Annotated in this window: 22 protein-coding genes; 7 read left to right on the forward strand and 15 right to left on the reverse strand. The window is 50.4% G+C overall.

The genetic code is table 11. The features are described from left to right. Window positions 1–133 precede the first annotated feature (133 nt). Window positions 134–1,339 carry a GGDEF domain-containing protein gene (locus tag LN341_RS09160; RefSeq protein WP_046219883.1) on the forward strand — a complete coding sequence of 402 codons (1,206 nt, stop codon included), beginning with the start codon at window positions 134–136 and terminating at the stop codon, window positions 1,337–1,339. Window positions 1,340–1,360: 21 nt separating this feature from the next. On the opposite strand, the gene LN341_RS09165 is transcribed toward LN341_RS09160, so the two are convergent. After that, on the reverse strand, window positions 1,361–2,563 hold the full coding sequence (locus LN341_RS09165) for an MFS transporter (protein ID WP_234203125.1): 1,203 nt from the start codon (window positions 2,561–2,563) through the stop codon (window positions 1,361–1,363). Window positions 2,564–2,675: 112 nt separating this feature from the next. Between LN341_RS09165 and LN341_RS09170 the strand changes: the two genes are divergently transcribed. Then, on the forward strand, window positions 2,676–3,569 hold the full coding sequence (locus tag LN341_RS09170; RefSeq protein ID WP_234203126.1) for a LysR family transcriptional regulator: 894 nt from the start codon (window positions 2,676–2,678) through the stop codon (window positions 3,567–3,569). A 280-nt stretch (window positions 3,570–3,849) separates the two neighbouring features. Further along, window positions 3,850–5,040: an amino acid aminotransferase gene (locus LN341_RS09175; RefSeq protein ID WP_234203127.1), complete on the forward strand. Its 1,191-nt coding sequence runs from the start codon at window positions 3,850–3,852 to the stop codon at window positions 5,038–5,040. A 114-nt stretch (window positions 5,041–5,154) separates the two neighbouring features. Here the strand turns inward: LN341_RS09175 and LN341_RS09180 are convergent, their stop codons facing one another. After that, window positions 5,155–5,460, reverse strand: coding sequence for a hypothetical protein (locus LN341_RS09180; RefSeq protein ID WP_027253270.1), 306 nt, complete (start codon window positions 5,458–5,460; stop codon window positions 5,155–5,157). A gap of 225 nt (window positions 5,461–5,685) precedes the next feature. Next, window positions 5,686–6,078, reverse strand: a complete 393-nt coding sequence (locus LN341_RS09185) for a MarR family transcriptional regulator (RefSeq protein WP_046219775.1) — start codon at window positions 6,076–6,078, stop codon at window positions 5,686–5,688. A gap of 353 nt (window positions 6,079–6,431) precedes the next feature. Between LN341_RS09185 and LN341_RS09190 the strand changes: the two genes are divergently transcribed. Further along, window positions 6,432–7,097 carry a DUF2982 domain-containing protein gene (locus LN341_RS09190; protein WP_046219774.1) on the forward strand — a complete coding sequence of 222 codons (666 nt, stop codon included), beginning with the start codon at window positions 6,432–6,434 and terminating at the stop codon, window positions 7,095–7,097. Window positions 7,098–7,102: 5 nt separating this feature from the next. On the opposite strand, the gene LN341_RS09195 is transcribed toward LN341_RS09190, so the two are convergent. From LN341_RS09195 to LN341_RS09225, 7 genes are all read right to left on the reverse strand, one after another. Next, window positions 7,103–7,756, reverse strand: a complete 654-nt coding sequence (locus tag LN341_RS09195) for an MBL fold metallo-hydrolase (RefSeq protein ID WP_234203128.1) — start codon at window positions 7,754–7,756, stop codon at window positions 7,103–7,105. A gap of 66 nt (window positions 7,757–7,822) precedes the next feature. Further along, entirely contained in the window at window positions 7,823–8,374 is a 552-nt protein-coding gene (locus LN341_RS09200; RefSeq protein ID WP_046219772.1) for a YcbK family protein, read from the reverse strand. A 155-nt stretch (window positions 8,375–8,529) separates the two neighbouring features. Continuing rightward, window positions 8,530–10,317 (reverse strand): murein L,D-transpeptidase, encoded by a 1,788-nt coding sequence (locus LN341_RS09205; RefSeq protein ID WP_234203129.1) that lies wholly within the window; start codon window positions 10,315–10,317, stop codon window positions 8,530–8,532. A 137-nt stretch (window positions 10,318–10,454) separates the two neighbouring features. Next, the gene (locus LN341_RS09210) at window positions 10,455–11,597 is read right to left on the reverse strand and encodes a DUF1513 domain-containing protein (protein ID WP_234203130.1); all 1,143 of its coding nucleotides are present in this window, start codon (window positions 11,595–11,597) and stop codon (window positions 10,455–10,457) included. Beyond that, window positions 11,578–12,588 carry an imelysin family protein gene (locus tag LN341_RS09215; RefSeq protein ID WP_234203131.1) on the reverse strand — a complete coding sequence of 337 codons (1,011 nt, stop codon included), beginning with the start codon at window positions 12,586–12,588 and terminating at the stop codon, window positions 11,578–11,580. Before LN341_RS09215 ends, LN341_RS09210 begins: the two co-directional genes overlap by 20 nt. 10 nt (window positions 12,589–12,598) lie before the next feature. After that, entirely contained in the window at window positions 12,599–14,035 is a 1,437-nt protein-coding gene (locus LN341_RS09220) for a di-heme oxidoredictase family protein (protein ID WP_370643741.1), read from the reverse strand. 106 nt (window positions 14,036–14,141) lie between these two features. Beyond that, entirely contained in the window at window positions 14,142–15,395 is a 1,254-nt protein-coding gene (locus LN341_RS09225; protein WP_234203133.1) for an imelysin family protein, read from the reverse strand. A gap of 555 nt (window positions 15,396–15,950) precedes the next feature. Here LN341_RS09225 and LN341_RS09230 point away from each other — a divergent pair. After that, entirely contained in the window at window positions 15,951–16,451 is a 501-nt protein-coding gene (locus tag LN341_RS09230) for a MarR family winged helix-turn-helix transcriptional regulator (protein ID WP_046219768.1), read from the forward strand. Window positions 16,452–16,586: 135 nt separating this feature from the next. Beyond that, the gene (locus LN341_RS09235) at window positions 16,587–17,453 is read left to right on the forward strand and encodes a LysR family transcriptional regulator (protein ID WP_046219767.1); all 867 of its coding nucleotides are present in this window, start codon (window positions 16,587–16,589) and stop codon (window positions 17,451–17,453) included. Here the strand turns inward: LN341_RS09235 and LN341_RS09240 are convergent. After that, window positions 17,392–18,162 carry a TSUP family transporter gene (locus LN341_RS09240; RefSeq protein ID WP_234203134.1) on the reverse strand — a complete coding sequence of 257 codons (771 nt, stop codon included), beginning with the start codon at window positions 18,160–18,162 and terminating at the stop codon, window positions 17,392–17,394. The two genes, LN341_RS09235 and LN341_RS09240, sit on opposite strands and share 62 nt — an antisense overlap. A 247-nt stretch (window positions 18,163–18,409) precedes the next feature. On the opposite strand from LN341_RS09240, the gene LN341_RS21780 reads away from it, so the two are divergent. Further along, on the forward strand, window positions 18,410–18,532 hold the full coding sequence (locus LN341_RS21780) for a hypothetical protein (protein ID WP_255782984.1): 123 nt from the start codon (window positions 18,410–18,412) through the stop codon (window positions 18,530–18,532). 60 nt (window positions 18,533–18,592) lie between these two features. On the opposite strand, the gene LN341_RS09245 is transcribed toward LN341_RS21780, so the two are convergent. The 4 genes from LN341_RS09245 to LN341_RS09260 form a co-directional block, all read right to left on the reverse strand. Beyond that, entirely contained in the window at window positions 18,593–19,435 is an 843-nt protein-coding gene (locus LN341_RS09245; protein WP_234203135.1) for a PEP-CTERM sorting domain-containing protein, read from the reverse strand. Window positions 19,436–19,582: 147 nt separating this feature from the next. Next, window positions 19,583–20,044 (reverse strand): globin, encoded by a 462-nt coding sequence (locus LN341_RS09250; RefSeq protein ID WP_234203136.1) that lies wholly within the window; start codon window positions 20,042–20,044, stop codon window positions 19,583–19,585. A 176-nt stretch (window positions 20,045–20,220) separates the two neighbouring features. After that, window positions 20,221–21,045, reverse strand: coding sequence for a tetratricopeptide repeat protein (locus LN341_RS09255; protein WP_046219764.1), 825 nt, complete (start codon window positions 21,043–21,045; stop codon window positions 20,221–20,223). 322 nt (window positions 21,046–21,367) lie between these two features. Beyond that, window positions 21,368–22,453: a hypothetical protein gene (locus LN341_RS09260; RefSeq protein WP_234203137.1), complete on the reverse strand. Its 1,086-nt coding sequence runs from the start codon at window positions 22,451–22,453 to the stop codon at window positions 21,368–21,370. Between the last annotated feature and the right edge of the window lie 280 nt (window positions 22,454–22,733).

Genomic DNA, 22,733 nt, shown 5'->3' on the forward strand with positions numbered 1-22,733 from the left:
TCACATGCATTATGTGAACCAAGATCACGGTTTTGCCACCCATCTTGTAGAATAATTGTTCGATTATAAAAATAAAGGCGTTTACCGTCTGTTTTTTCTCACAAAACAGATGTCAGATGAGCTGGAAGCAAAGATGATATCGACTGATAACCACTACCATAGGCTGCTGTGCCATGCGCTCAAGCTCTATATTCCGGATCTGTGGAGTGCCAAAGCGCACACCCAAAGCTTCCAGAATACGCGAAGCGGATACCTGCGCAGCCGAATTTCTCTGCTCTGTATTGTCTGGGCAGTACTGATCATTGCATGGATACCTTTTGATTTTTTTTACCTGAAAACAGGAGAAGATACCCGCATCGCCAGCGCCCGTTTAGTTCTGGCTTTATTTTTAATCGGTATTGCCAAAGTCAACGAGACGCACACCACCTTACGTCAGTCACAATGGTGCATGACACTCTTGGTGCTGGGACTGAACCTGTTTTACATCTATTGCATCTGGGTACTGGGTTTTCCCAAAGTGTACAGCGGTTTTGAATACGGCTATACACTGCTGCCGATTTTACATGTCGCTATTTTAACGATTCTGCCGATTACGCTAAAGGAAAGTCTGTGCCTGCTGGCCTTCACCGCGGTCACCGAAATCACCGTCGATTTACAGACAGGTACAGTCCTGATGCCGGAAACACTGGCCAACTACTGGTTACAGAATGTGCTGGCAATCGTCGTCATCTGGTCGCAACTATCCAAGCTTTACATGTTGATGCGTTTGTACCGTCAGGCCACACTGGATCCGCTCACCGGTATTTACAACCGGCGCATGTTGCTGCAACAAGCTCAGAAAGCGATGGAAAATTGTCAGGCCAAACGCCAGCCTTTTTCACTGCTGCTGTTTGACATTGATCGGTTCAAACGCATCAATGATACCTGGGGGCATGGCGTTGGCGACAAAGTGCTGCGGGGCTTTGCCAATCACCTGCAACTGGCTTCGCGAAAAACCGATCTGTTCGGACGTTATGGTGGCGAAGAATTTATTCTTTGCCTGCCCTGCTGCGATACCTTAACAGCGCAAAAAATTGCAGACCGGATGTTAGCCGATATCCGCTCACTGAAACTGCCGACGGATATCGAAGAAACCCATGTGTCGATCACCGCCTGCATCGGCATTGCGACTTTTACCTCAGGCGACAGCCTGATGACCATGATAGACCGAGCTGACCGCGCATTATACGAATGCAAAGATGCCGGTCGCGACTGCTACCGTTTCCATCCTTACGGCTATCAGTACCGTGACAGACGCAAGCCATTAGAAGCTGTCGTTGAAGCCAACAGCGAGGCTTAGCGCACACTGACCGATTTCGTGTCAGACCGCCACCGATGCGACCGGCTCGGTGGCCTGCTTTCTTCCAAGGCGCCAGCACAAGGCATACAGTGCCAGATACAACACAGTGCCGCCCACCAGCACCCCATACCAGCTCCAGTGCTGCCAGCAGGTGATCAGATAAAATCCGCCCAGGCTCCCGCCGACATAATAATGCACAAGGTAAAGGGCGGTTGCCGTGGCTTTGCCTGTTTTCGCTTTCTGGCTCACCCAGGCATACGCCAGGGAGTGGGTGAAAAATGCACCGGAGCTGATGAGCAGCAAACCGCTGAGCATGGCCGACACAGAATCCAGCGCGGCAACCCACATGCCCAATGCACTGATTGTTGTCCCCAGTATCATGCCGCTCACCGGCTTATATCGGATACTCCAGCTGCCACTGAGTTTTGCAGTGAGCGTGCCGCTCAAATAACACAGAAATATCAAAGATGCCCAGCTGACCGGCAAGGAATAAGGCGGTGAAACCAGTCTGAACCCCATCACGGAATACAAATTCACAAACAAGGCAAAGTTGATACCGCCAATCAGCATCGGGATCCACAAGACCGGTTGCTGTAAATGCCGGATCACGTGTTTTGTGTGATGCCTGAGCTGACCGCGCTGCGGGGTGAAATGTTGCTGCTGCGGCAATAATCTGGCGACCACCAGAGCGCCAATCAAACTGAAGATTGCCATCCCCAGCACCGCCCCCTGCCAGCCCCAGGCATCAGAAGCAAAACCGCCAAACAGCCGCCCGGCAATACCGCCCAGTGAGTTGGCACTGATATAACCGCCGACCGCCAGTGACAAAGCTTTCGGCGAAAACTCCTCAGCCATATAGGCCACAGCAACGGCAGCAAACCCTGCCAGCGAGGCCCCCATCAGGGCCCGGGCAAGACTCAATATCAACAAGCTTTCAGCCAATAGCATGAGCACACCGACAACCGGCAATAAAAACAGACTGATCAGCATGACCCTGCGCCGGCCAATCATTTCAGAGCTGACAGCCCATGGTACCAGTGTCAGTGCCAGCGCCAGTGTCCCGGCCGCCAGCAGCCAGTTCACTTTGGTGGCACTCACGGAGAAAGCCTCTGTCATCACAGGCAGCAGTGGCTGAAAGAGATACAGATTACAAAACACCAGAAACGAGCCAAGTGCCAGCGCAAAACTGGCCCGGCGATAGGCAGAGCTATGGATTTCTATCACAAACAGCCACCAGACGATGAAGAGTTGCTGGAACAGTAGCAATTTCCCTGTAATAGTGAAAATATATAAAAAATATCGACTCCATATATTTTATTAATAGTCAGGGCCGCCAATGGACATTCGCCAGCTTACTTATTTCATGACCATTGCAGAGAACGGCAGTTTCACGAAAGCCGCAGAAAAACTGCACATTGCCCAGCCGGCTTTAAGCATTGCAATTAAGAAATTCGAGCAACAGTTAGAGATGCCCTTATTTCACCGCAGTGATCGCCAGATCGTGCTGACGCACGAAGGCGAAGTACTGATTCAGCATGCCCGCTTAATTTTGCAACAGGTGGATGATGCAAAGATCGCCATGGCGGAACTGAAGGGATTACAAAAAGGTGAAGTCCGGCTGGGTGTGCCCAGTATGCTGGGGTCGTATTTTTTCCCCGACATTCTGATGGGGTTTAAATCCCGCTACCCCAATCTCAAACTAACGCTGGTCGAAGCCGGCACCCAGTCAATCCGTCTGATGCTGCTGAACGGAGAGCTGGATTTGGGTGTCATCCGAAGTGCCGATCTCCCCGACAGCCTTGAAGCTGAACCGTTACTCACGTCTGAAATGGTGGCTGTCGTCAGCCCGAACCACGAATTTGCCCGGCAGTCCTCGGTGTCGTTCGAACAATTCTTCAGCCAGGAGCTGGTGATGTTCAAGCAAGGGTACTTTCATCGCGACTATATCGACCATGTCTGTCAGACACACCAGCTCAAACAGCACATTGCATTTGAAACGAACCTGTTACCTATGATCCTGAGTATCATCCGGCAGGAATTTGCCATCTCCGCGTTACTGGAAATGGTCACCCGGCACGAATCCGGCCTGGCAGCCGTGCCTTTTGAGCAACCGGTCCAACTGAGTCTGGCTATCGCCTGGCGAAAAAATGGCTATCTGTCGATTGCTGACCGGGCATTCATGGAATTTATCAAAGACCATCAGCGCCATCGCCGATGCCAATCCGTGTAACCCGGCACGGCCAGGTGTGTGTTTGAAAAGTTGCAAATTCGCAATGTGATCAACCTCACATGAAAATTTCCATTAGATGATGTTTGTGTTTCATTTTCTTTTACAATGGTTGTTTGCTTGGGAGCCTGATCGCACCGGAATGTCAAAAGCCAGACCGGATTTCTGTCTGCCGGATCCTTGAAGGACTGCAGAATTTCGATCAGAGTCACATGACCATTGAAAAATGATGGTCTTTCCAGGCACGTCGACCGTATCACTGACTAGCATGGATGATTCACGAATGTTTGAAAAAATCGTTGCCGCACCAGCAGACCCTATCCTGGGACTGACTGAAGAATTCAAAAATGACACTCGCGCTGAGAAAATCAATCTGGGCGTTGGCATCTACAAAGATGAATCGGGCCATACCCCGGTTCTGGCGACAGTGAAAAAAGCTGAAGCTATCCTGCTGGAAAAAGAAACCACCAAATCTTATCTGAGCATTCCCGGCACAGCAGAATACGGTCTGGCTGTTCAGGAACTGCTGTTTGGCAAAGATGCTGCCATTATTGCTGACAAGCGTGCTCAAACGGCTCAGGCGCCGGGTGGTACCGGTGCACTGCGCGTCGCGGCTGAATTCATTAAACGCCAGCTGGGCGATGTGACTGTGTGGATCAGCAACCCAACCTGGGCCAACCACTTTGGTGTCTTTGGCGCTGCGGGCCTGCAGACAGAACAGTATGCATACTACAATGCCGAAACCAAGAGCATGGATTTTGATGCGCTGCTGAGCTCTCTGGCAAATGCCAAAGCGGGTGATGTGGTATTGCTGCACGGTTGCTGCCATAACCCGACCGGTATCGACCCGGATGCCGATCAATGGCTGGCACTCGCAAAATTCTGTGCCGAGAAAAACCTGCTGCCCATGTTCGACTTTGCTTATCAGGGCTTTGCCAAAGGCGTTGAAGAAGATGCAGCGGGTCTGCGTATTTTTACAGAGCACAACAGTGAACTGCTGATCGCCAGCTCTTTCTCCAAGAACTTTGGCTTGTACAACGAGCGCGTGGGTGCCTTCACTCTGGTGGCGAAAACCGCTGAAGTGGCCAGCACGTCATTCAGCCAGGTGAAAAGCATTGCCCGTGTGATCTACTCTAACCCACCCGCTCACGGCGCAGCGATTGTGACTGAAATCCTGAACAATGCCGAACTGCGTGCAGAGTGGGAGCAGGAAGTCGCAGACATGCGTGACCGTATTCAGGAAATGCGTACCCTGTTTGTGCAGACCCTGAAAGATTTGGGTGTAGACGCCGACTTCAGCTTTATTGAACGTCAGAATGGCATGTTCTCATTCTCTGGCCTGAATAAAGAGCAGGTCGCGCGCCTGAAAGAAGAGTTTGCGATTTATATCGTCGGCTCTGGCCGGATCAGCGTTGCGGGTATGACCAAAGATAACATGCAGCCGCTATGTAATGGCATTGCCGCTGTCCTGTAACCTTCGGGTTCAGTTATCTGCACAGAAAGGGGCGCCCAGGCGCCCCTTTCTTTTGGCTGTCTTTTGACTTTCTGTATGATGCGTTATTGCACTTTGCTGTATTTGTGCTTCAAATCAACCGGATTTATCCAGCGGTAACACATTACAAAACAGCTCACGTTCATACTGTCGTTCCAGCTGATCGCGCCACGACTTTTTGGAAATATGGACCAGATAAAAGTTTTCCCGCGATGTATCTGTAACGAATGCCATATCAAACTGCATCAGCTCATAGTGAATGTCATGCACAAATCCCAGCGAGAAACTTTGCCGGCCAGTCAGCTGATTAATGTCCTCCCGGGTTAAACACACACCCTGTTCGTCCTCAGCAAAACGGTTACGCAACCATTCGGAAAACTCTCGAGCACTGATCATTGTCATATTACCTCGTCTGTGAGTGCCTACATCCGTGAATAATCCGATCCTCTTCAATAGGTATAGCAGAATCAGACTAATTCGTCAGACTGAAACGAAAATGCGCCATAAAATCGGCCATGAGTCATGAATGAGGAGTGTGGCTGGAAATACGTAAAAAAGGGAGATAAATGATTGAAAAAGGCAAGAAAGGTAACCCGCTCCTGATCATTCAGGAACGGGGAAGGACAATTATAGCGTTTTATATACGACTTTATTGCCAGCAAGCTGAACTCGCTCGACAAGTCCTTCTTCAACCAGTTTTTTCAGTGCACCTGTTGCCCAGGAAGCGGCTTTGCTGTCTTCCTGACCGGCTTCAAGGCCAATGCTTTTCGGGTTAATGCCTTCAGCATTGTTTGCCACAATGCCCAGTACCTGCTGCTGCTTAGGGGTCAGCGAGACAGTCACTGCGGCTTTACCCGCTGGCGCTTCTGATTTTTTCACGTCAACCTGAGGCTTGGCTGCCGCTACCGGGGCTGCCTGCTTCACCGCTGCTTTGGTGACAGATTTTTGCGTCACTGCCGTGGCCGCTTTGATGCGTTTTTGCAGTTTAAGCTGTACTTTACGTTTGTGAGAGATTCTCATTAACTTCCTACTCCGTTGTACTACTTTCAGTCGCCAGTTTGGATGCCCAGCGGGAAAAAAGTAGCGCGAGTTATATCAAGGATGTCAGAGGAATGCCAGCAAACGGCTATTTTAAGCACAATAAAAGCCATATTTTGCGTATTTTAAGCGACAAGATCTCATTTTTATCTTTTTCAACTTCATGCACTTAATAGAATAAATCGCGAGTTTCATGCAAACTAGCCCTTACGCTTTGCATAAACAGTCGCCAATGAATTGACACCCAAATCGCTCATCGCAACCAGTGAGTAACATCCCTGAACAATTTGCCATACTTGATCAAGGTGAAATCTTCATGCACCTGTGGAGTTATTTTGAATAGTGTTTATATTCAGTCGCCGCATCCCAAACCCGGCGCTTATCTGATTTGGTTAAGCCTGCTGGCGATATTCGCGCTGGGGCTGACAGTCTTTACCTTTCCCGACATTAACGGCGTCGCTGTTGGGCTCTTGCTACTCGCCATGACGACTGTGCTGCTCATCGGCATAAAGCTGAACCAGCAGTCACCCATTACCTTCACTCTCACTTTCATGCATCTTCAGTACCACAGTCCGCACGGCGGCTGGCTGACCCGGTGGCAGAATGTCGCAGATATAGGGCGCGCGTCGGTCAGCACTCAGGGCTGGCACAAACCCCTGCCCTGGATTGGCATCAGACTCAAACATTACGATGAATTCCTGGACAGTATCTGTCCCCGTATCGCCAGTCAGATACTCATGGAACAGCGGGGTTTGATGATCATGGCGTATAAACGCGCAGACAATCCGCCGCACGACATAGAAGACATGTTATTTGATGACAAACACTATGTGGGAGAAAACGGAAAAATCAACAAAGGATTGCTGGCGATGCTGGCAAACCGTATGCGCTACAACAGAGAGTTGATGGGGTATGATTTTTTTATTTCAGAAGATCTGCTCGACAGGCCGGCCGATGACTTCATCGGCCTGGCGCGTCGTTTTCTGGCTCAGGCCAGATAAGCGGATTACCAGAGCGGCATCGCATCCGCAACGTGCGGGTTACTGGCGCGCTCTTCACCAAAAGTCGACATTGGACCGTGACCGGGAATAAAGCGCGTATCATTGCCCAGTGGCCATAACTTGGTTTTGATCGAAGCAATCAAAGTGCCATGGTCGCCACGCGGGAAATCGGTTCTGCCGATACTGCCGTGAAACAGCACATCCCCCACCGCAGCCAGCCCGGCTTCTTTACTGTGCAGAATCACATGTCCCGGTGTATGACCCGGCGTATGGTACACAGCCAGGCTCTGTTCACCGAAGTGGATGTCGTCTCCCTCATCGAGCCAGCGGTCAGGCTGAAACGCAGTCACAGGCGGAAAACCAAACATCTGGCACTGCTGCTGCAGCGAGTTCAGCCAGAACGCGTCGTCTTTATGCGGTCCCCATACAGGCACCTCAAGCTGAGATGATAAAGGTGCCGTGCCGCCAACATGATCCAAGTGACCATGCGTCAGAACGATCTTCACCACCCTGATGCCTAACGACGCAATACGGGCTGTGATACGGTCAATATCCCCACCGGGATCAACAACCACACCTTCCAGCGTTTGATCACACCACAGAATTGAGCAATTCTGCTGAAACGGTGTCACTGGCACGATTTCAAACTGCAGACTCATACATTTGTCCTAACTGTTCCAAAACCGCGCCAGCATACCACACCCCTGCTGTTCTGCGTACTGTGCTTACCAGCGGCGCACCGGACCTGTGTCAATGTGCACAAACCCGCTGCGAGGATAATAACCCACACCACCCAGCTTCAGATCCAGCGCTGCACTGCGGACACGAGACAAAGAAATACCTTCCAGATTAAAATCAATGGCTTGACCGGTCATGTGGTAGCTTTTCTTTGCCACGCCTTTGGTGGAGCCGCGCAGCATTTGATTGGTTTTGGGCGAACGGTAACCAGAGATGATACGAACCTGGCCTTTATGGCTCAGTTCTTCACGGATCTGGGAAATCGCATCGAACAGACGTCGGTCCATTGGCGCCACTTCATTCTGACGAAAGTCGCGGCAAATATGGTTCATGCGCTTTAACTCTTTGTCCAGATAGAACTTCCCGTCAAAGTAACGTGTTTCCAATTCTTCTTTGGTATGAATGTTACATAGGTACAGCTCACGAGCACTTTTCGCGCTGTATGGGCTCGCAATCGCCATTTTTGGCAACATAAAGGCGCCTAAAGTCAGCCCGCTCGCGATCAGGAGCTGACGACGCTTATTATCTACTTCTGACATCCTGAAAAACTCAACTGTAAAACACAAAAAACAAGCGCAAAAGCCTGTAAACGACTGCACGATAGCCGTGTGTTTTCGATGAGTCAACGCACAAATGTCAAAAAACAGACACCAAAAAAGCCAACAAACTGACTAGTTATTGACGCACAAGGAATTTAATTTTTGTAAATTGATGCAAATTTTTCAGAGTCTGGTGAATTTTTATCCTGCTCGTCGTACTGATACACATCATTGCGATAATTCACCAATCCTTCGCCGTCAATCCAGGCTGTCTGATAAATCAGGAACACTTGGATCTTCGGTTTCACACCCACAGTTCGGGTCGAAGTGCGCCCGGCCAGTTGATCAAAGCGCTGTTCGGATACCCCTGCATAGGTGAGCAGCACTTTTGCCATCTCATCCGCGCCCTGAACACGGATACAGCCTGAGCTGAATGCTCTGAAGTCTTTATTAAACAGACTTTTTGACGGTGTATCGTGAAGATAAATCGCCTGATTGTTCGGAATATTGAATTTAAAGCGCCCCAGCGCGTTATGGGCACCTGGCTTTTGCCGCAGACGATACGGGAAATTTTTCGCATTGACATAGCGCCAGTTGATCGAGCTGATCGGTATTTTTTCGTTACTGTTCCAGCCGCGGAGCACGTCGTAATGATGACGATAGAGATAGCCGCTGTCATAGCGGGCCTTCGGCAGAATATCTTTCCTCATAATGGAGTTCGGGACATTCCAGTAAGGATTAAAGACCACCGAGGATAAGCTTGAACTCATAATCGGCGTTGGGCGTTTGGGCTGTCCGACAATCACTCTGGCATCAAATACCATACGATTATCCAGCCACAAATTCAACGCAAAATCAGGAATATTCACCACCAGCCGGGAAGGAAAATCAGACGTCCACACCCGGCTGCGCTGGGCATTAAGTGCCAGCAGGCGGATGCGTTCCTGGGGCGTCACTGCGAGCCAGGCACGGGTTTGCGGGCCGATTGCACCGTCCACTTTTAGTCCATGCCGTTGCTGGAAGTGTTTCACGGCCTCGGCCAGATCGATATTGTAATGTTTTTTGCCCGCGGTTCTGAGTTGCTCCGCCTGATAGTCCGTTAAATCTCCCAAACGTTCCAGCATACTGATCAGAACATCAGGATCTCTCAGCCAGGCGCCCAGACGGATAATGCCGGGCTGACTGAACACAGGCCAGGGCTTCTCCGCTATCGCTTCCATTCGGTTGATGGCTTGCAGAAACTGGTTGTAATTTCGTCCGGTCGGTTTGAGCGATGCGACAAAAGCACTCAACTGATCACGCTCCAGTACAGCCATCAACTCAGCCAGACGTTCATCCGAAGGCGCAGGCATGCGCGCTGGCACTTCCTCGCTAAACAGCCACTGCGTACGGTTATCCATGACATTTTCAATGAAACTGAGATACGCCAGCAAGGTGTCTGTCGCCAGCAGATCATACTGCCGCCAGTCGTTGCTTTGCTTAAGCTGTTTGAGGCGTTTCAGTCGCTGATTAAAATCCGGAGTCGTTTCTGCAAGCGTCAGTAGCCACAACTGCTGCTCAAAATCAGTCACGGTGAAACTATCTTGCCAGAGCGGCACATATCCTAAACCGTGATAGAGCTGGGCAAGCTGTTGTTTATACCGCAGGTCCGGCAGTTGAGCAGACACATCATTGACCCAGGCCAGTGACTTTTGCCGGATCAACGCGAGTTCTTCCGCCTGTTTCTGAGCCTGAATCTGCTCCGGTGTTGGCGCGACAGCTGCTGCCTCGGCCACAGGGGCGGCTTCAGCGACAGCACTTGTTTGCGCTTCTGGTGCAACAGGCGCTTCGATGTCTGTACGGATCTCAGACTGAGGATCTGTGATTGACACGTCCTGTGCTTGCAGCATGTATGAAACACTGCTGGCTACCAGAAGAAGCCCGATACGACCTAGCCTCGTCATGTGCGCTCTCCGCTACCATCACTATCATTATGGCAAAGCAAAGCAATTACCGCTTAAAATCAAGCGATAACTCGATGCTTTCCCTGTTTATAGTGATAAAGGTAGCGAGATCTTCGAAAGGCCGTTGTTTCAAAGTTTCAACTGAACAGCAATTTCCAGTGGTTGTCCCACATCACTGCGGATTGATCGATACGCCCGGGCTGGAGTGGTGTGCGGGTCAGAATTTTGCCCGCCCCGGATCCCACCAGCCATTGTCCCTGACTGACGGCCACCCCGGATGCATCCGTCAATGGCTGCAGATCCACCAGCGCACCTGTTGCTTCACGCCAGATACCATAACAATTGCCTCGCGGCGAGGTCGCCAGCAGGTAGCCATCCAGGCTGGCAATACTGGCAATATAGTGGTTAAACCGCATCCAGTCCTCTTCATCCGCTAACAACGGACGAAGCTCGCTGCCACGGGTATGCAGATGGACCAGCGGCGCGGCCTGATCTGGCAATCCCCGGTATTGCTGACCGCAGGCGATGTCACCGGTATCTGTCACTGCAAGATGCCGGATACTCAGCCGTTTATCTGACAGCACAGCTTTCTCGACCACTTGCCCGCTCTCAATATCGAGATACACTAATGCAGGCTGCATGCTATCCAGATTGAACGGTTCGCGGCCCAAGGTATGGACGCCCCCGACACCTATCGCCAGGGTGTCCGGATCGGCCAGCACCACTTCATGCGGCCCAATACCAAATCCAGTATATTCAGCCACTTTTTGCAGCCCGGCTGTCGGATCATAAACGCCAATCACACCTTCACTGGTTGTGCTCACCCCTTCGGTGGCGAACAGGTAACGGCCGTCAGCAGAAAACGCGCCATGACCGTAATAATGGCGGTTCTGATCGGCACGGCGAAGCGGCAGCATCTCTCCCGTTGCCGGATAAAAAGCCTGCATATACGCCCCCGGACGACGGGCAAACGCCACCGCCAGTGCGCCGCCAGGCTGAATCGCTACCCCGTGACCGCGCTCAGGCAGGGCTATCTGATGAATGGGCTGGCCGTGCGCGTCTGCCACGACAACGGCATAACGGCCGTCAGCGGTTCTGCTGCAGCCGATGAGACGATCGCCGTTTTCTGTGCCAGTTAACTGCCCTTGAGTCAGCGATTCCCTGGCAATATCGGCTGAAGCACAGGCTGACAGAATCCCGGCAGTTGGAAGCAAAATAGCAGTGCCCAGCGCCTTCTTTAGCAGTGCACGTCTTGTTAGATCAGTCACCATCGGTTGCATTAAATCCTACGACAATACCTAAAGCAGGCGATACCTCATCATGGAGCGCGAAACGAATGTACTCCATGCCGTTAAAAATATGGATAAGTTCGCGATACCCATCGCGTGTTTTCAGTAACGCGCCCATGCTGGCGCTTTGCGGCCAGCTGACGAGCAGGCTGTCGAACTGCCCGGCAATACGATCAGCCAGTTCGGCTTCTCCCTGCGCCCGTAATAAAGCATCCAACCCTTTCCCTTCTGCCAGATACAGCGATTGCATGGCCTGTACATTGGCTTTCAGATTGCGCATTGACGTTTGAGAGCGCCAGGACTCGGCCTGATAAGGACGCGGATGACCCGGTTTGCCCATCGGCAATGTCAGCTTCTTCATGGCAAAGTCCAGCTGATTGGTCAGGGCGCCAACGTATTCGCCCAATGCCAGTTGCGGTGTCATTGCCTGCCAGGGATTGGCTTTCCAGGCATCCATCAGGGCTTCCCCACTCTGCGTCAGGCGCTGACCTATTGCCGTTGCCAACTCACAGCCCTGCGGCTGCTGCAACCGCTCAGGATGCGCGTACAACAGCCATTCCATGGCACCCGCTCCCTGGACGGCGACACTTTGATCAGCAAGTAATGCCGCGTTCCAGTGTGTATTCTGAGCAAGAAGCTGTTCCATTTTCCGGCCGGTAATGTCTTTCTTATCCGGCCAGAATTGAATTTGCCAGGTCAGCACCAGTGCAGCTTCACTGCCTTTTTCCCGCCCCTGTAACACCATCCAGTCCTGCATCAGTACTTGCCATGCTGAGCGGCTTGCCGCCAGATGATCATCCGTGTTTGCCTGACAAAGCGTCTCGACGGCACTCTCCAACTCCCGGGCGGCTTCTGTAAATGCCTCAACAGCGTTCACGTGTTGCTGGTGAATCGTGGCACTGACTGTCTCTTGATCTTCCTGACACCCCGCCAGCCCGGTCACCCAAGGCATCAAGCACAGCGCAATCATCATTTTTTTCATTTTCATGTCCTTACAGAGAGTGCAGGAAAGCGATTAAGGCTTCCCGATCCGGTTTAGCCAGCTGGCGCACCTGATCACGGCTGGCCTGCGCTTCCCCGCCATGCCAAAGCACTGCTTCCATCAGATTACGGGCCCGGCCGTCATGCAGAAAATAGGTATGGCCATTCACTTCTTCGGTATAGCCAATCCCCCACAGCGGTGCGGTTCGCCATTCCCGGCCGTTGGCCAGAAACTCGCCGCGACCATCCGCCAGACCTTCGCCCATGTCATGCAGCAGCAGATCGGTATACGGGTGAATGGTCTGCTCAGACAGAGCCGGTAAACTGTCGACTTTGGCGGACTGCAGCTTGCTCTGGTGGCAAGATCCGCACCCTACCTCAGCAAATACGCGCTCACCGCGTTTTACTTGCGGATCATCCAAATTACGGCGCACAGGCACAGCCAGATGACGGGAATAGAATTCAACAAAATTCATGATCTTATCGCTGACTTCGGGGGAGCCGCCATTGGGCAGAGTCTGACAGACGTCCTGACCGCTGGTGCAGTTTTCAACCGGAAACAAACGACTGGTCAGGCCCAGATCGCCGTTAAACGCGCCGGCGTTTTGCTGCATCAGTGTCGGCTGACCGGCTTTCCAGCCGAAGCGCCCGGCAACGGTTTGGTGTTTTTCAACATCCCATACCCGGTTCAGCCGGCCGGAAATCCCCTTCCCTTCTTCCTGCTGTGCTGCCGCAATGGATAGCAAAGTTTGCTCAGGGATCTGCTCAAGCAACCCCAGGCCGATCATGGGTGGCGCAATCCGCGCTGACATCATGATGTCCGGGTGCAGGTCGCCATAATTGAGGTGAGTGATCGCTAGCGCAGGTTTGCGCAGTGTGACGACCTCGCCATCCGAAAAAGTGACCGGCACATCTGTGTATGTCACGGCGATCTGACCTTCAGGCTTGGCATCAGGCAAAGCAAAATCCTGCAACTGACCACCGTAGACAGGATCCGGAATCACACCATCGACAATCAGGGCTTTTTTCTGCTCCGGTGTCAGGGCCGGGATACTTAAGCGCACCAGCATAGACACAGCGTTGGTATCGCCTGCTTCCGGCGGGTGACCACGACCGTCTTTGATGTGACAATTCTGGCAACCGTTGGTATTGAACAAAGGCCCCAGTCCGTCACGCGCTTCGGTGGTCGCGGGGGCCTGCACCCAGGGGTTACGGAAAAAACTGTTGCCGACACTAAAATCCAGACGATGAACCAAAGGGAGATTTGCCGCTGGCATAGAAAACGCATTCGCGCCGGTTTTCGTGACACTGGTTGCGCCACCGGATTTCAGCAAAGAAAGATCAGCCGTAGCCGCAGTTTCACTGTTTTGCTGGGCTGCTGCTGGCAAAGCGATCACCAGCGGCAAAGAAAATGCAACCACCCTGGCTGCAAAGGACTTCAATTTCATGTTCATACACGCTCACATTCTTCAGACAACAAGAATCCGATATGACGGCAAAAGGGCTCAAATGAGCCCTTAATTTTTGTTTTTAATTGATTCATGCCAATACGGTTTAAAACTGGTGATCTGCAGTATCCGGATTCAGATTTGTGACACCCAGAATGCTGGCAGCACGTTCAATCTCAGCGGTTTGCTTCACCAGCGCCATGATGGCGTCATTGACCAGCTGGTTACCGGCTTTGTTACCCGCAGCAATCAGCTGATCAAAATGCTGATTATTTTTTTCCGCTGACTCAACCAGGGTGTAGACCTGCGCACGGGCATTGTCGAACTCAGTATGAATCGCCTTGGCCGCTTGCTGATCTTTCTCCGCCACCAAGTCATGGATGCTCGGCCCTGTCAGGGTGCTGCCATCAACACGCTTGTAAGTGCCGGTGTAGACGTTATAAATGCCCTGCTCATCATAGAAATGGGAGTTATGCGTATTGTCGGAGAAACAGTCATGCTCATCTTCAGTGGAGTTGGCTTCCAGTGCCACTTTCATGCGCTCACCAGCCAGTTCGCCCAAAGACAGGGATCCCATGCCGAACAGCATTTTACGTAAACCGTTATCTGGTGAATCTGCCAGCAGCTCGCTGCGATAATTGCCTTTTTCGGCCACAGACCATTGCTTGGCCATCCAGTCCAGATCGGTCATCAGCAGCTCAGACGCCGCTTTCAGGTAAGCCCGGCGGCGATCACAATGACCATTGGTACAGGCTTCACCGCTTGCAAAATCGGTATAAGCACGCTCACCGGCGCCTGCAGAGGTCCCGTTCAAATCCTGACCCCACAGCAAAAATTCAATGGCGTGATAACCGGTTGCGACGTTGGCTTCCGAACCACCAACTTCATTCATATCCGCCAGTAACTCAGGGGTAATTTTCACTGCATTGAGGGTTGCGTTACCGACCTGGATCGTTTCATTAGCAATGATATTGGCCGTTGCACCTTCATTACCCAGCTCATGGTGATAACCCTGAGCCACATAATCGATCAAACCTTCATCCAGAGGCCAGGCATTGAGTTGACCTTCCCAGTCGTCAACAACCGGATTCCCAAAACGAAACACTTCCGATTGCTGATAAGGGATACGCGCCAGCTTCCAGGCCGCTTTGGCCTCAGCCAGCGTCTTTTCAGAAGGCGAAGCAATCAAAGCATCAATGGCTTTATCCAGGTTTTGGGCTGTTGTCCGGGCATCACTGAAAACATGAAAAGCAATATCTGCGTAATGGCTGACCACATCTTGCTTGGAGACTGCAGCATGTGCTGAAGCGGAGACCACAACAGAAGCGGCCAGCAGCGTCAGGGAAAACGTCTTTTTCATCTTGGGCGTATCGTCCTTGGTGAATTTAAAAACAATGAGGCTTATATTGAGAATTATTATCATTCACGAAAAAGACAATAACAAGTAACAAATAGAAACAATTTGAAAAACAGTGACCAAAATCCGTACAAACATAAAAATGCGACGCTGGGTGGTCAGGTTTTCACCATTTTTCTCAGCGCACCTGCCGATTGTTCATATTGATTCCGTGTTTCTGGCATGGGTCCGATCACTATTCCTCTCATCTACAATAGAAATGATCAGCAGGAATCGACAACGGGTCTGATTATCATGAAATACCGAAGTCGTTCGTCGCTGCCAGATGATGCCAGCAGCTGAAAAATCGTGCAAATCATGGTTTTGACAGTATTTTTGATAGCTGGCTGATTCACTGGCGTGCTAGAATTTTGGCTTTACTCAAGGTCTGACTGAAAAGATAAGCCATCACATCCGCTGACTATTCAGACAACCTGAATCAATAAGTGCTTTTGCCGTTTCTATCACGCAACAATCCATCACCTGATGTTCCGTGCGGCAACAAGGTGGGAGAGCAACATGGACAAACATGAAGAAGTCCTCATCGCCCTGCGACAAATAATCCGAGCGATCGACCTGCATTCAAGACAACTGAACAAATCAACCGGTCTGACCGGACCGCAACTGGTATTGATGAAAGCCATCCGCGATTCAGGTGAAGTGACAATTCGCCAGCTTTCCAGTAACACCAATATGAGTCAGGCAACCGCAACGACCATTCTGGACCGATTGGAAAAACGCGGCCTCGTTGTCCGAGAAAGAAGCAAGCTGGATAAACGCAAAGTGCATGCGCATCTCACCGCGGAGGGCTTGGCGAATCTGGATAAAGCCCCGTTGCCGTTGCAGGAAAGTTTTGTCTCCCGTTTTCAGCAGTTAGACGAATGGGAGCAATCGCTGTTGCTCTCGTCGGTACAGCGCATCTCTTCCATGATGAATGCCGAACACCTGGACGTGGCACCGATGCTGGAAGTCGGCAGTATTACCCAGACCCATCCCGACGACACCTCAGGGCATCACTAAACATCCTTTCTTCTTATCCGCCGGACAGATTCCCGGCGGGTTGTTTTGCCTTTATTCTGTTTGCTTATCGCCTCGTCACACTGACTTTGCTATTATCCATTCCTAAAATTCATTAATGATTCATCGGGACGATTTGTGCTGCTTGAAGGTGTGGAAACATTACTGGTACTCGCAAAAGAAGGCACCATGAGCCGTGCCGGCAGCCGTTTGTACATCAGTCAGAGTGCTGTGAGTAAACGCATCGCCAGGCTTGAACAAAAGTTAGGCAAAAAGCTGATTGTGCCTGATGGCCGGAATATCAAACTAACCCCGGATGCACAGGCACTCGTGGCGCAGGTTGGTCCCGGTTTCAATGAATTAAAAGGCCAGATCTTCGATCAGCAGGCGATTCGGGATCATACCCCGATTATTCTGGCCTGTTCAGAAACCCTGGTGGCCGGTTATCTGGCCGCCCTGATGGGGCGTTTTCTGAAAGACGATCCGCATATCGTGCTCAATACCCACCACACCCCTGTCATTGTTGAGCGCGTTCAGGCCGGTGATGCGACCGTCGGATTTTGTGCCGGTCATCTGCCCGCCCATCACGGGCTTCAGGCAAGGCATTTATTTGATGAGCCTTTTACTGTGGTCTTCAATCAGCCATTGACTGAGACACCAGAGTGCCTGCTGACCAATGATCTCAGCAATCCGGCCAATGCCTATCAGGCGGGCTTACTGCAGCAGGCGGGGATCCGTCCTTTGATGGAAATGGACTCCTACACTGCAGCCGCAAAACTTGCGCTGGGCGGCGCAGCCCCTGCACTGGTGCCGCTTTCTGTGGTGAAGACACTGGCAATCAAAGAACAGGATTGCCAGCATTTTGCGTTTCTGGATGGTTTTGTCCGGCCCATTTATCTTTGCTACCGCCAGCACAGCTACCGCTCAGAGCGCGTGAAGCACCTTATTGAAACCATTGCGGATTTTGTTCCCACAGCAGCTTTATTGCCATCAGCATCGACATAATCACCACCATAGGACGGATGAGCTTTCGTCCGTTGCTGACCACCACTTTGGCCCCGATTCTGGCGCCGATGAATCCGCCGACCGCCATCACCAGACCAATCTCCCAAACCGGCAGGCCTGCCATGATAAAAAACATCAGTGCCGCAATATTCGAGGTGAAATTGAGCACCTTAGTGCGAGCAGTCGCCTCCACGATACCCAGACCAGCCAAAGTCACAAAACAAATGGTAAACAGTGAGCCGGTCCCCGGCCCGAAGAAGCCATCATAAAAACCAATGCTGGTGCCGACAGTAAAGGCAAAAAGTCCGTCAGAAATCTTCGCTTTCCCGCCGTGAATACTGGCCTGGGGCGCGAACAGAAAATACAGAGAAATGACAATCAGCAAGGCAGGAATCATGGTTGTTAATACGCCTGCATCAATCACTTGTACCAGTTCCGCACCCACGGCTGAACCGACAAAAGTACAGAGGATTGCCAGCACCATTTGCCTGAGATCGACCAGGCCGTTACGCACAAAATAATAGGTCGCCGAAAAACTGCCAAAGGAGCTTTGCAGTTTATTGGTCGCCAGCGCCTGCGTGGGAGGGACGCCTGCTGCCAGCAAGGCCGGGACTGTCAGCAGCCCGCCACCACCGGCAATCGCATCAATAAAGGCAGCCAGCCCGGCCACGAAGAATAAAATCGCGAGAATGTCTAAAGAGATGTCCATACTTCTTCCTGAAAACGATGGGGGCCTGTCCCCATGGCCGGAAAAATTAACATCCCTCAGAATCGGTTAACAGCGAAAGCTAAGATATCAATTCATTCCACAATGGAATCAATAAGCACTTAAGCGCTCTTTATGTCTGTCCCTGTAAGGCTAGTGTGTCTGTCCCTGTAAAGCTGTCGTGTCTGTCCTTTTAAGACTGTCAGAAAATGACCCGACCGATCTACACTTAACTTGGAGGTAAAAGGTTATGTCTATCAAGATGTCTTGCTCTGAGTGCACTCCCTCTTTATCGCAGGCTGAAAACTTACAGGAATGGGTCAAAGCTGCCATTCAGGCGCTGGAAGACTTATTGAAGTCTCCGCAAGATTAGCGCTTTCACGCACAAGAAAAGGGAGCATAGGCTCCCTTTCCGACACAGTTGATTGACTGGTTATGCCTGATGGCGACGTCTGTACTGACGGCTTAGCAAGCCCAGTAAGCCGATCCCCAGTAAAGCTAAGCTGCCAGGTTCAGGAACCGGGGTTGGCGGATCGCCACCATCCGGATCAAACGCCACCTGGCCATGTGCCCACTCTTCATACCCTGAATCAAACTCAGAGAAGCTGGAGTAGAGAACAAAATTGTTCTGACCGACGGGAATATTAGCGAAGTAATTCTCATTGATTAAGAACACCAAATCCGTCGCACCGCTACCCGGGCCGTTGTTATTCTTACTGGTATCCAGACGCACTGAGTTATCCAGGAAAGCACCGTTGTCATCCCAGTCCAGACTCCAGAGCAAAGTACTGCTCTGCAGGTTGGCAATATCATCCACATTCTGACTGGCAACACTGGTTGAGAACAGCATCAGGTTCGTCAGTACAATCTCATTATTATTCCCGGTTTCATTGGCATCAAGAATAAAGGCGTAGAAACCATCCAGCGACTGCAGCTCAGAAAACGTTACATCACGGGTAAAATTACCCGACGGATGCTGATCCATCATATAGGGATCTGTCGTACTGGTATTAAAACCTTCCTGGATACCGTTTCCATCCCCGTTGCTGTTCCCATTTCCGTTACCATTCCCACCTTCCTGAACTCGCAGGAATGATCCCAGATTGCCCGATCCCGCCCCGGTTTGCTGGTAAACCGCAACATAACTGTCACCTTGGTTGCCCATCGTCAGAACGGCCTGATCCACACCCGGTGCAGCTAAATTGATTTCAGCCGCGTTGGCCGAAACACTCAGACAACACAGTGCTGTCATAGTTAAACCACTGAATAACTTCATCCTTTGCCCCTCTGTCTACTACATGAGTTACAGATTGATAAAGCAAAGATGAGGCCAAATGGTAAGTGTTTGTTTTTTATTTTAAAAATAGGCTGGATCAGGGAGGGGTGTAAAATTATCAGACACGTCTGTGGTTGATCCTTCCTGTCAGTCCAGGGGCTGTTCATCCTGGCTTTTACGTGTCATTTCTGCCGACAAGGTTAACTGCACCATAACGTACCGCTTAAACACTTCGCTGAGAGGCTGGGTATCCAGCGCCAGCTGCATACACCGAAGCCATGCATCTTTCTCGGCGCTGTTAAGACGTACCCGTCGCCGGTTGATATTGAGATAACGACGACCGTTGGATTTTGTGTAAAGCGGTACTTCACCCCGTATCCAGGTCAACAGAAAAGTCACAAGTGTTTCACGAAAATCAGTCAGATCGTCTGGGTATTTGGCCCGTATCACCGCCAGATCAGGGTGTGTGTCCATACAATGACAAAATGCATCAGCCAGTTTACGAATACCGGCCTCACCACCCGCTGCATCCAGCCGGTTGTGTCCGGATGAGAAATCCAGAGTGCGACTACTGACAATATCTGAAATATCACGTTCGGGAGGTATCACAACATCGCCCACGACAAAAAATACAGCTATGCATTCATTATCGGCAAAATACTGCCAATTGATGGAAAAATCTGTATTCGAAATGGGACAAAAGAAAGCCTTCACCATAAGGTGAAGGCTTGAATGCATAACAGGAGAAGAAATAACCGTTCAGGTGTTGTTATGCGAAAAGGGGATTACAGTGAAGCACTGTAAATTGTCTGGTTTTGCTGATAGAGCCTTAAGCGTTGCGTAAACTTAGCAATGCGTTGCGCTTCTGCGTCCTGCTCTAATTTTTCAAGCGCAATTTCCTGTGCTCTAACCGCCTGGTTGAACTGACCACAGGCAGCATAAGCAGCCGCAAGATTGTCATAGTCTCCCGCATCTGCCTCAGACTTTTTGACCAGTTGTTTCGCCAGCTTCAGTGCCAAATGACCATCGCGCTCTTTTTCATCTGAGCAGGTTGCGTATAACCAGACCAGATTGCGCTTTGAATCCAGAGAACCGCCATTTGATGCCTGGGTAAACCAGTGGATTGCTTTTCCGCAATTCACTTTACCTTCAGCACCGGAGGCATAATAATTTCCCAGCTCGACCATGGCGGGAATATCTCCCTCTTTGGCAGCCTTGCTGTACCAGTTAAGGGCCAGCTCATTATTCTGCGGCAACAGCTGGCCTTTTTTGAACAAGTCACCAATCATTGTTTTTACTTCAGGCATATCCACTGCGGCTTTTTCCAGCCAATACAGCCCTTTCAGCGGATCAGCTTCAATGCCACTATTCCCTTCCAGGTACGCCCGGCCCAGGAAAAGCTGCATATTCTTATCACCTTCTTCCGCTTCAAGTTCGACGTATTTTAGTGTCGATTTCAGGTGATTGGTCGGCTTTGTGGTCACAGATGCCTGAACCGGATGTATACCATACGCCATCACAGCAACACCAAATACTGAACTGAGTGCAATCTGTTTGAGTAGTGTGAGTCCATTCAACGCCGGTGAAAGCAATTTGCCACTGAAAGTCATAGTTGTTTCTCTTTGGTTCCTTTACACGCAATGGGGAGAACTTTAATGAATGGCAGGTTAAAAAACAACCAGACCTATCTGGGCATTCACGACTAAAAACATCGACATTATGGATAAACAGGACAGGAATCAAAGAGTTGTTCTGGCGAGACTGAGATTATTTTTGCGCAAAAATGAGATATTGATCTTGTGAAAAAAGCTAAAAAACCGCATTTTCAGCATGATCGACTAGCTGTTCAGTAGCAATTCAAGCTTGTGACAAAAAGAAACCGGTCGAACAAAGTCGACCGGTTGTACATGTGTAAGTTCGCTAAATCAAAATCTATCTAGCTAGATAACCACTGTATCCCACATCATATCCACCTTCTGATTTTTCCGTCACTTTAACATCGTATTTGCCGTAACCGGAAAACTCAGGGATAGCGTCATCGACATCACACATGATTTCGAAGTCATAATAGCCTTTCGGAATACTTGCCATACCGTAAGAATAGGTCCCATCACCATCATCATTTACAATAGTAATATAATCAGGCTCAGCACCTGAACTTGGGCCTTCAGAGTCGGATTTGAATAAATAAATCAATTTCATGGCATCTTCAATACAAGCTGAGTCCAAAACATCTCCCACAACTTGAATTGCATCTAATTGTTTATTCACCAGCCACATACCTTTACCAGTTATACTATATGTGCCATTTTGCAAACTAAAAGCACTGTAGGGGTCTATCACCATAGAGTACGTGTAGTAATCAGCGTCATCTTTATACTTTTGATACGTATCTTTTAAGTTAAACCCAGCAAACTCCAGTTTACCGCCCAGATCCAATGATTTATAGTCTCCATCGTACTCCTGAACATATGAGTACGGACTACCAGAGCTAATATCAATATCACCATCACTGTCGATATCCCAACCACCTTCACCATAGCTATCTTGATCGTTAATTTTCAGGGTTACACTGACATAATCATCAACCGGCAGGCGAACACCTTTGAGCAGAGAAACCAAATCCTTGCTCATGTGCAGTAAATCAATCAGCACCATGCCTTCTGGCAGCGCATCATTAATGATTTCTGATGGTGGCACACAATTAGGATCTGACTTCAGCGCCTCTTCAATCACCTCATTGGTATATTCAATAATGTTGCCGGCACTACCTTTAATTTCCAGACCTGTAATAGCCAGGCACACTTTGCGTGGGCCGTCATAACCGTCTCCGGGATTACCGGGGCCGCCGGGATCACCAGGATCCGTACCCGGATTTTCAGGGACTTCAATCGTGACGGGCACTTCCTGCTGACCATCTGAATCCAATGGTGTATTCGCAGCGTTATCCGCACTGTCTGAATCACTACAACCCGCCACTGCCATCATGGCGAGCATTAATAGAATTATACTTTTCATGTCATCACCCCTACGACAAAACTTATTCATTCGTTATTCACTATTCACCCAACCCGGCCGCCACGCCTGAAACATGCATTGAGTGGTTAGTCAGATGGCCGACTCCAACACTAAAATTCTAGGCACTCTACCGAGCCCCAAAGCGCTATCGACTGTGACACTAACGATTGAGAAACAGGTCTTAGGAACAAGACAAAACTGACCGCATGATGATGCAAAAGAAGAATAAAAAGAGGCGAAGTGAACGCTCAGACAAGGCTTGATATAAAAGCCCTCAAGT

It is taken from the genome of Photobacterium sp. TLY01 (assembly GCF_021432065.1).
Classification (GTDB): domain Bacteria; phylum Pseudomonadota; class Gammaproteobacteria; order Enterobacterales; family Vibrionaceae; genus Photobacterium; species Photobacterium halotolerans_A.

Excerpts from the sequence above, each read along its gene's own strand:
- LN341_RS09160 (WP_046219883.1), top strand. The coding sequence starts at position 134 with ATGATATCGACTGATAACCACTACCATAGGCTGCTGTGCCATGCGCTC.
- LN341_RS09170 (WP_234203126.1), top strand. The coding sequence starts at position 2,676 with ATGGACATTCGCCAGCTTACTTATTTCATGACCATTGCAGAGAACGGC.
- LN341_RS09175 (WP_234203127.1), top strand. The coding sequence starts at position 3,850 with ATGTTTGAAAAAATCGTTGCCGCACCAGCAGACCCTATCCTGGGACTG.
- LN341_RS09180 (WP_027253270.1), bottom strand. The coding sequence starts at position 5,460 with ATGACAATGATCAGTGCTCGAGAGTTTTCCGAATGGTTGCGTAACCGT.
- LN341_RS09185 (WP_046219775.1), bottom strand. The coding sequence starts at position 6,078 with ATGAGAATCTCTCACAAACGTAAAGTACAGCTTAAACTGCAAAAACGC.
- LN341_RS09195 (WP_234203128.1), bottom strand. The coding sequence starts at position 7,756 with ATGAGTCTGCAGTTTGAAATCGTGCCAGTGACACCGTTTCAGCAGAAT.
- LN341_RS09200 (WP_046219772.1), bottom strand. The coding sequence starts at position 8,374 with ATGTCAGAAGTAGATAATAAGCGTCGTCAGCTCCTGATCGCGAGCGGG.
- LN341_RS09205 (WP_234203129.1), bottom strand. The coding sequence starts at position 10,317 with ATGACGAGGCTAGGTCGTATCGGGCTTCTTCTGGTAGCCAGCAGTGTT.
- LN341_RS09210 (WP_234203130.1), bottom strand. The coding sequence starts at position 11,597 with ATGCAACCGATGGTGACTGATCTAACAAGACGTGCACTGCTAAAGAAG.
- LN341_RS09215 (WP_234203131.1), bottom strand. The coding sequence starts at position 12,588 with ATGAAAAAAATGATGATTGCGCTGTGCTTGATGCCTTGGGTGACCGGG.
- LN341_RS09220 (WP_370643741.1), bottom strand. The coding sequence starts at position 14,035 with ATGAAATTGAAGTCCTTTGCAGCCAGGGTGGTTGCATTTTCTTTGCCG.
- LN341_RS09225 (WP_234203133.1), bottom strand. The coding sequence starts at position 15,395 with ATGAAAAAGACGTTTTCCCTGACGCTGCTGGCCGCTTCTGTTGTGGTC.
- LN341_RS09230 (WP_046219768.1), top strand. The coding sequence starts at position 15,951 with ATGGACAAACATGAAGAAGTCCTCATCGCCCTGCGACAAATAATCCGA.
- LN341_RS09240 (WP_234203134.1), bottom strand. The coding sequence starts at position 18,162 with ATGGACATCTCTTTAGACATTCTCGCGATTTTATTCTTCGTGGCCGGG.
- LN341_RS21780 (WP_255782984.1), top strand. The coding sequence starts at position 18,410 with ATGTCTATCAAGATGTCTTGCTCTGAGTGCACTCCCTCTTTATCGCAG.
- LN341_RS09245 (WP_234203135.1), bottom strand. The coding sequence starts at position 19,435 with ATGAAGTTATTCAGTGGTTTAACTATGACAGCACTGTGTTGTCTGAGT.
- LN341_RS09255 (WP_046219764.1), bottom strand. The coding sequence starts at position 21,045 with ATGACTTTCAGTGGCAAATTGCTTTCACCGGCGTTGAATGGACTCACA.
- LN341_RS09260 (WP_234203137.1), bottom strand. The coding sequence starts at position 22,453 with ATGAAAAGTATAATTCTATTAATGCTCGCCATGATGGCAGTGGCGGGT.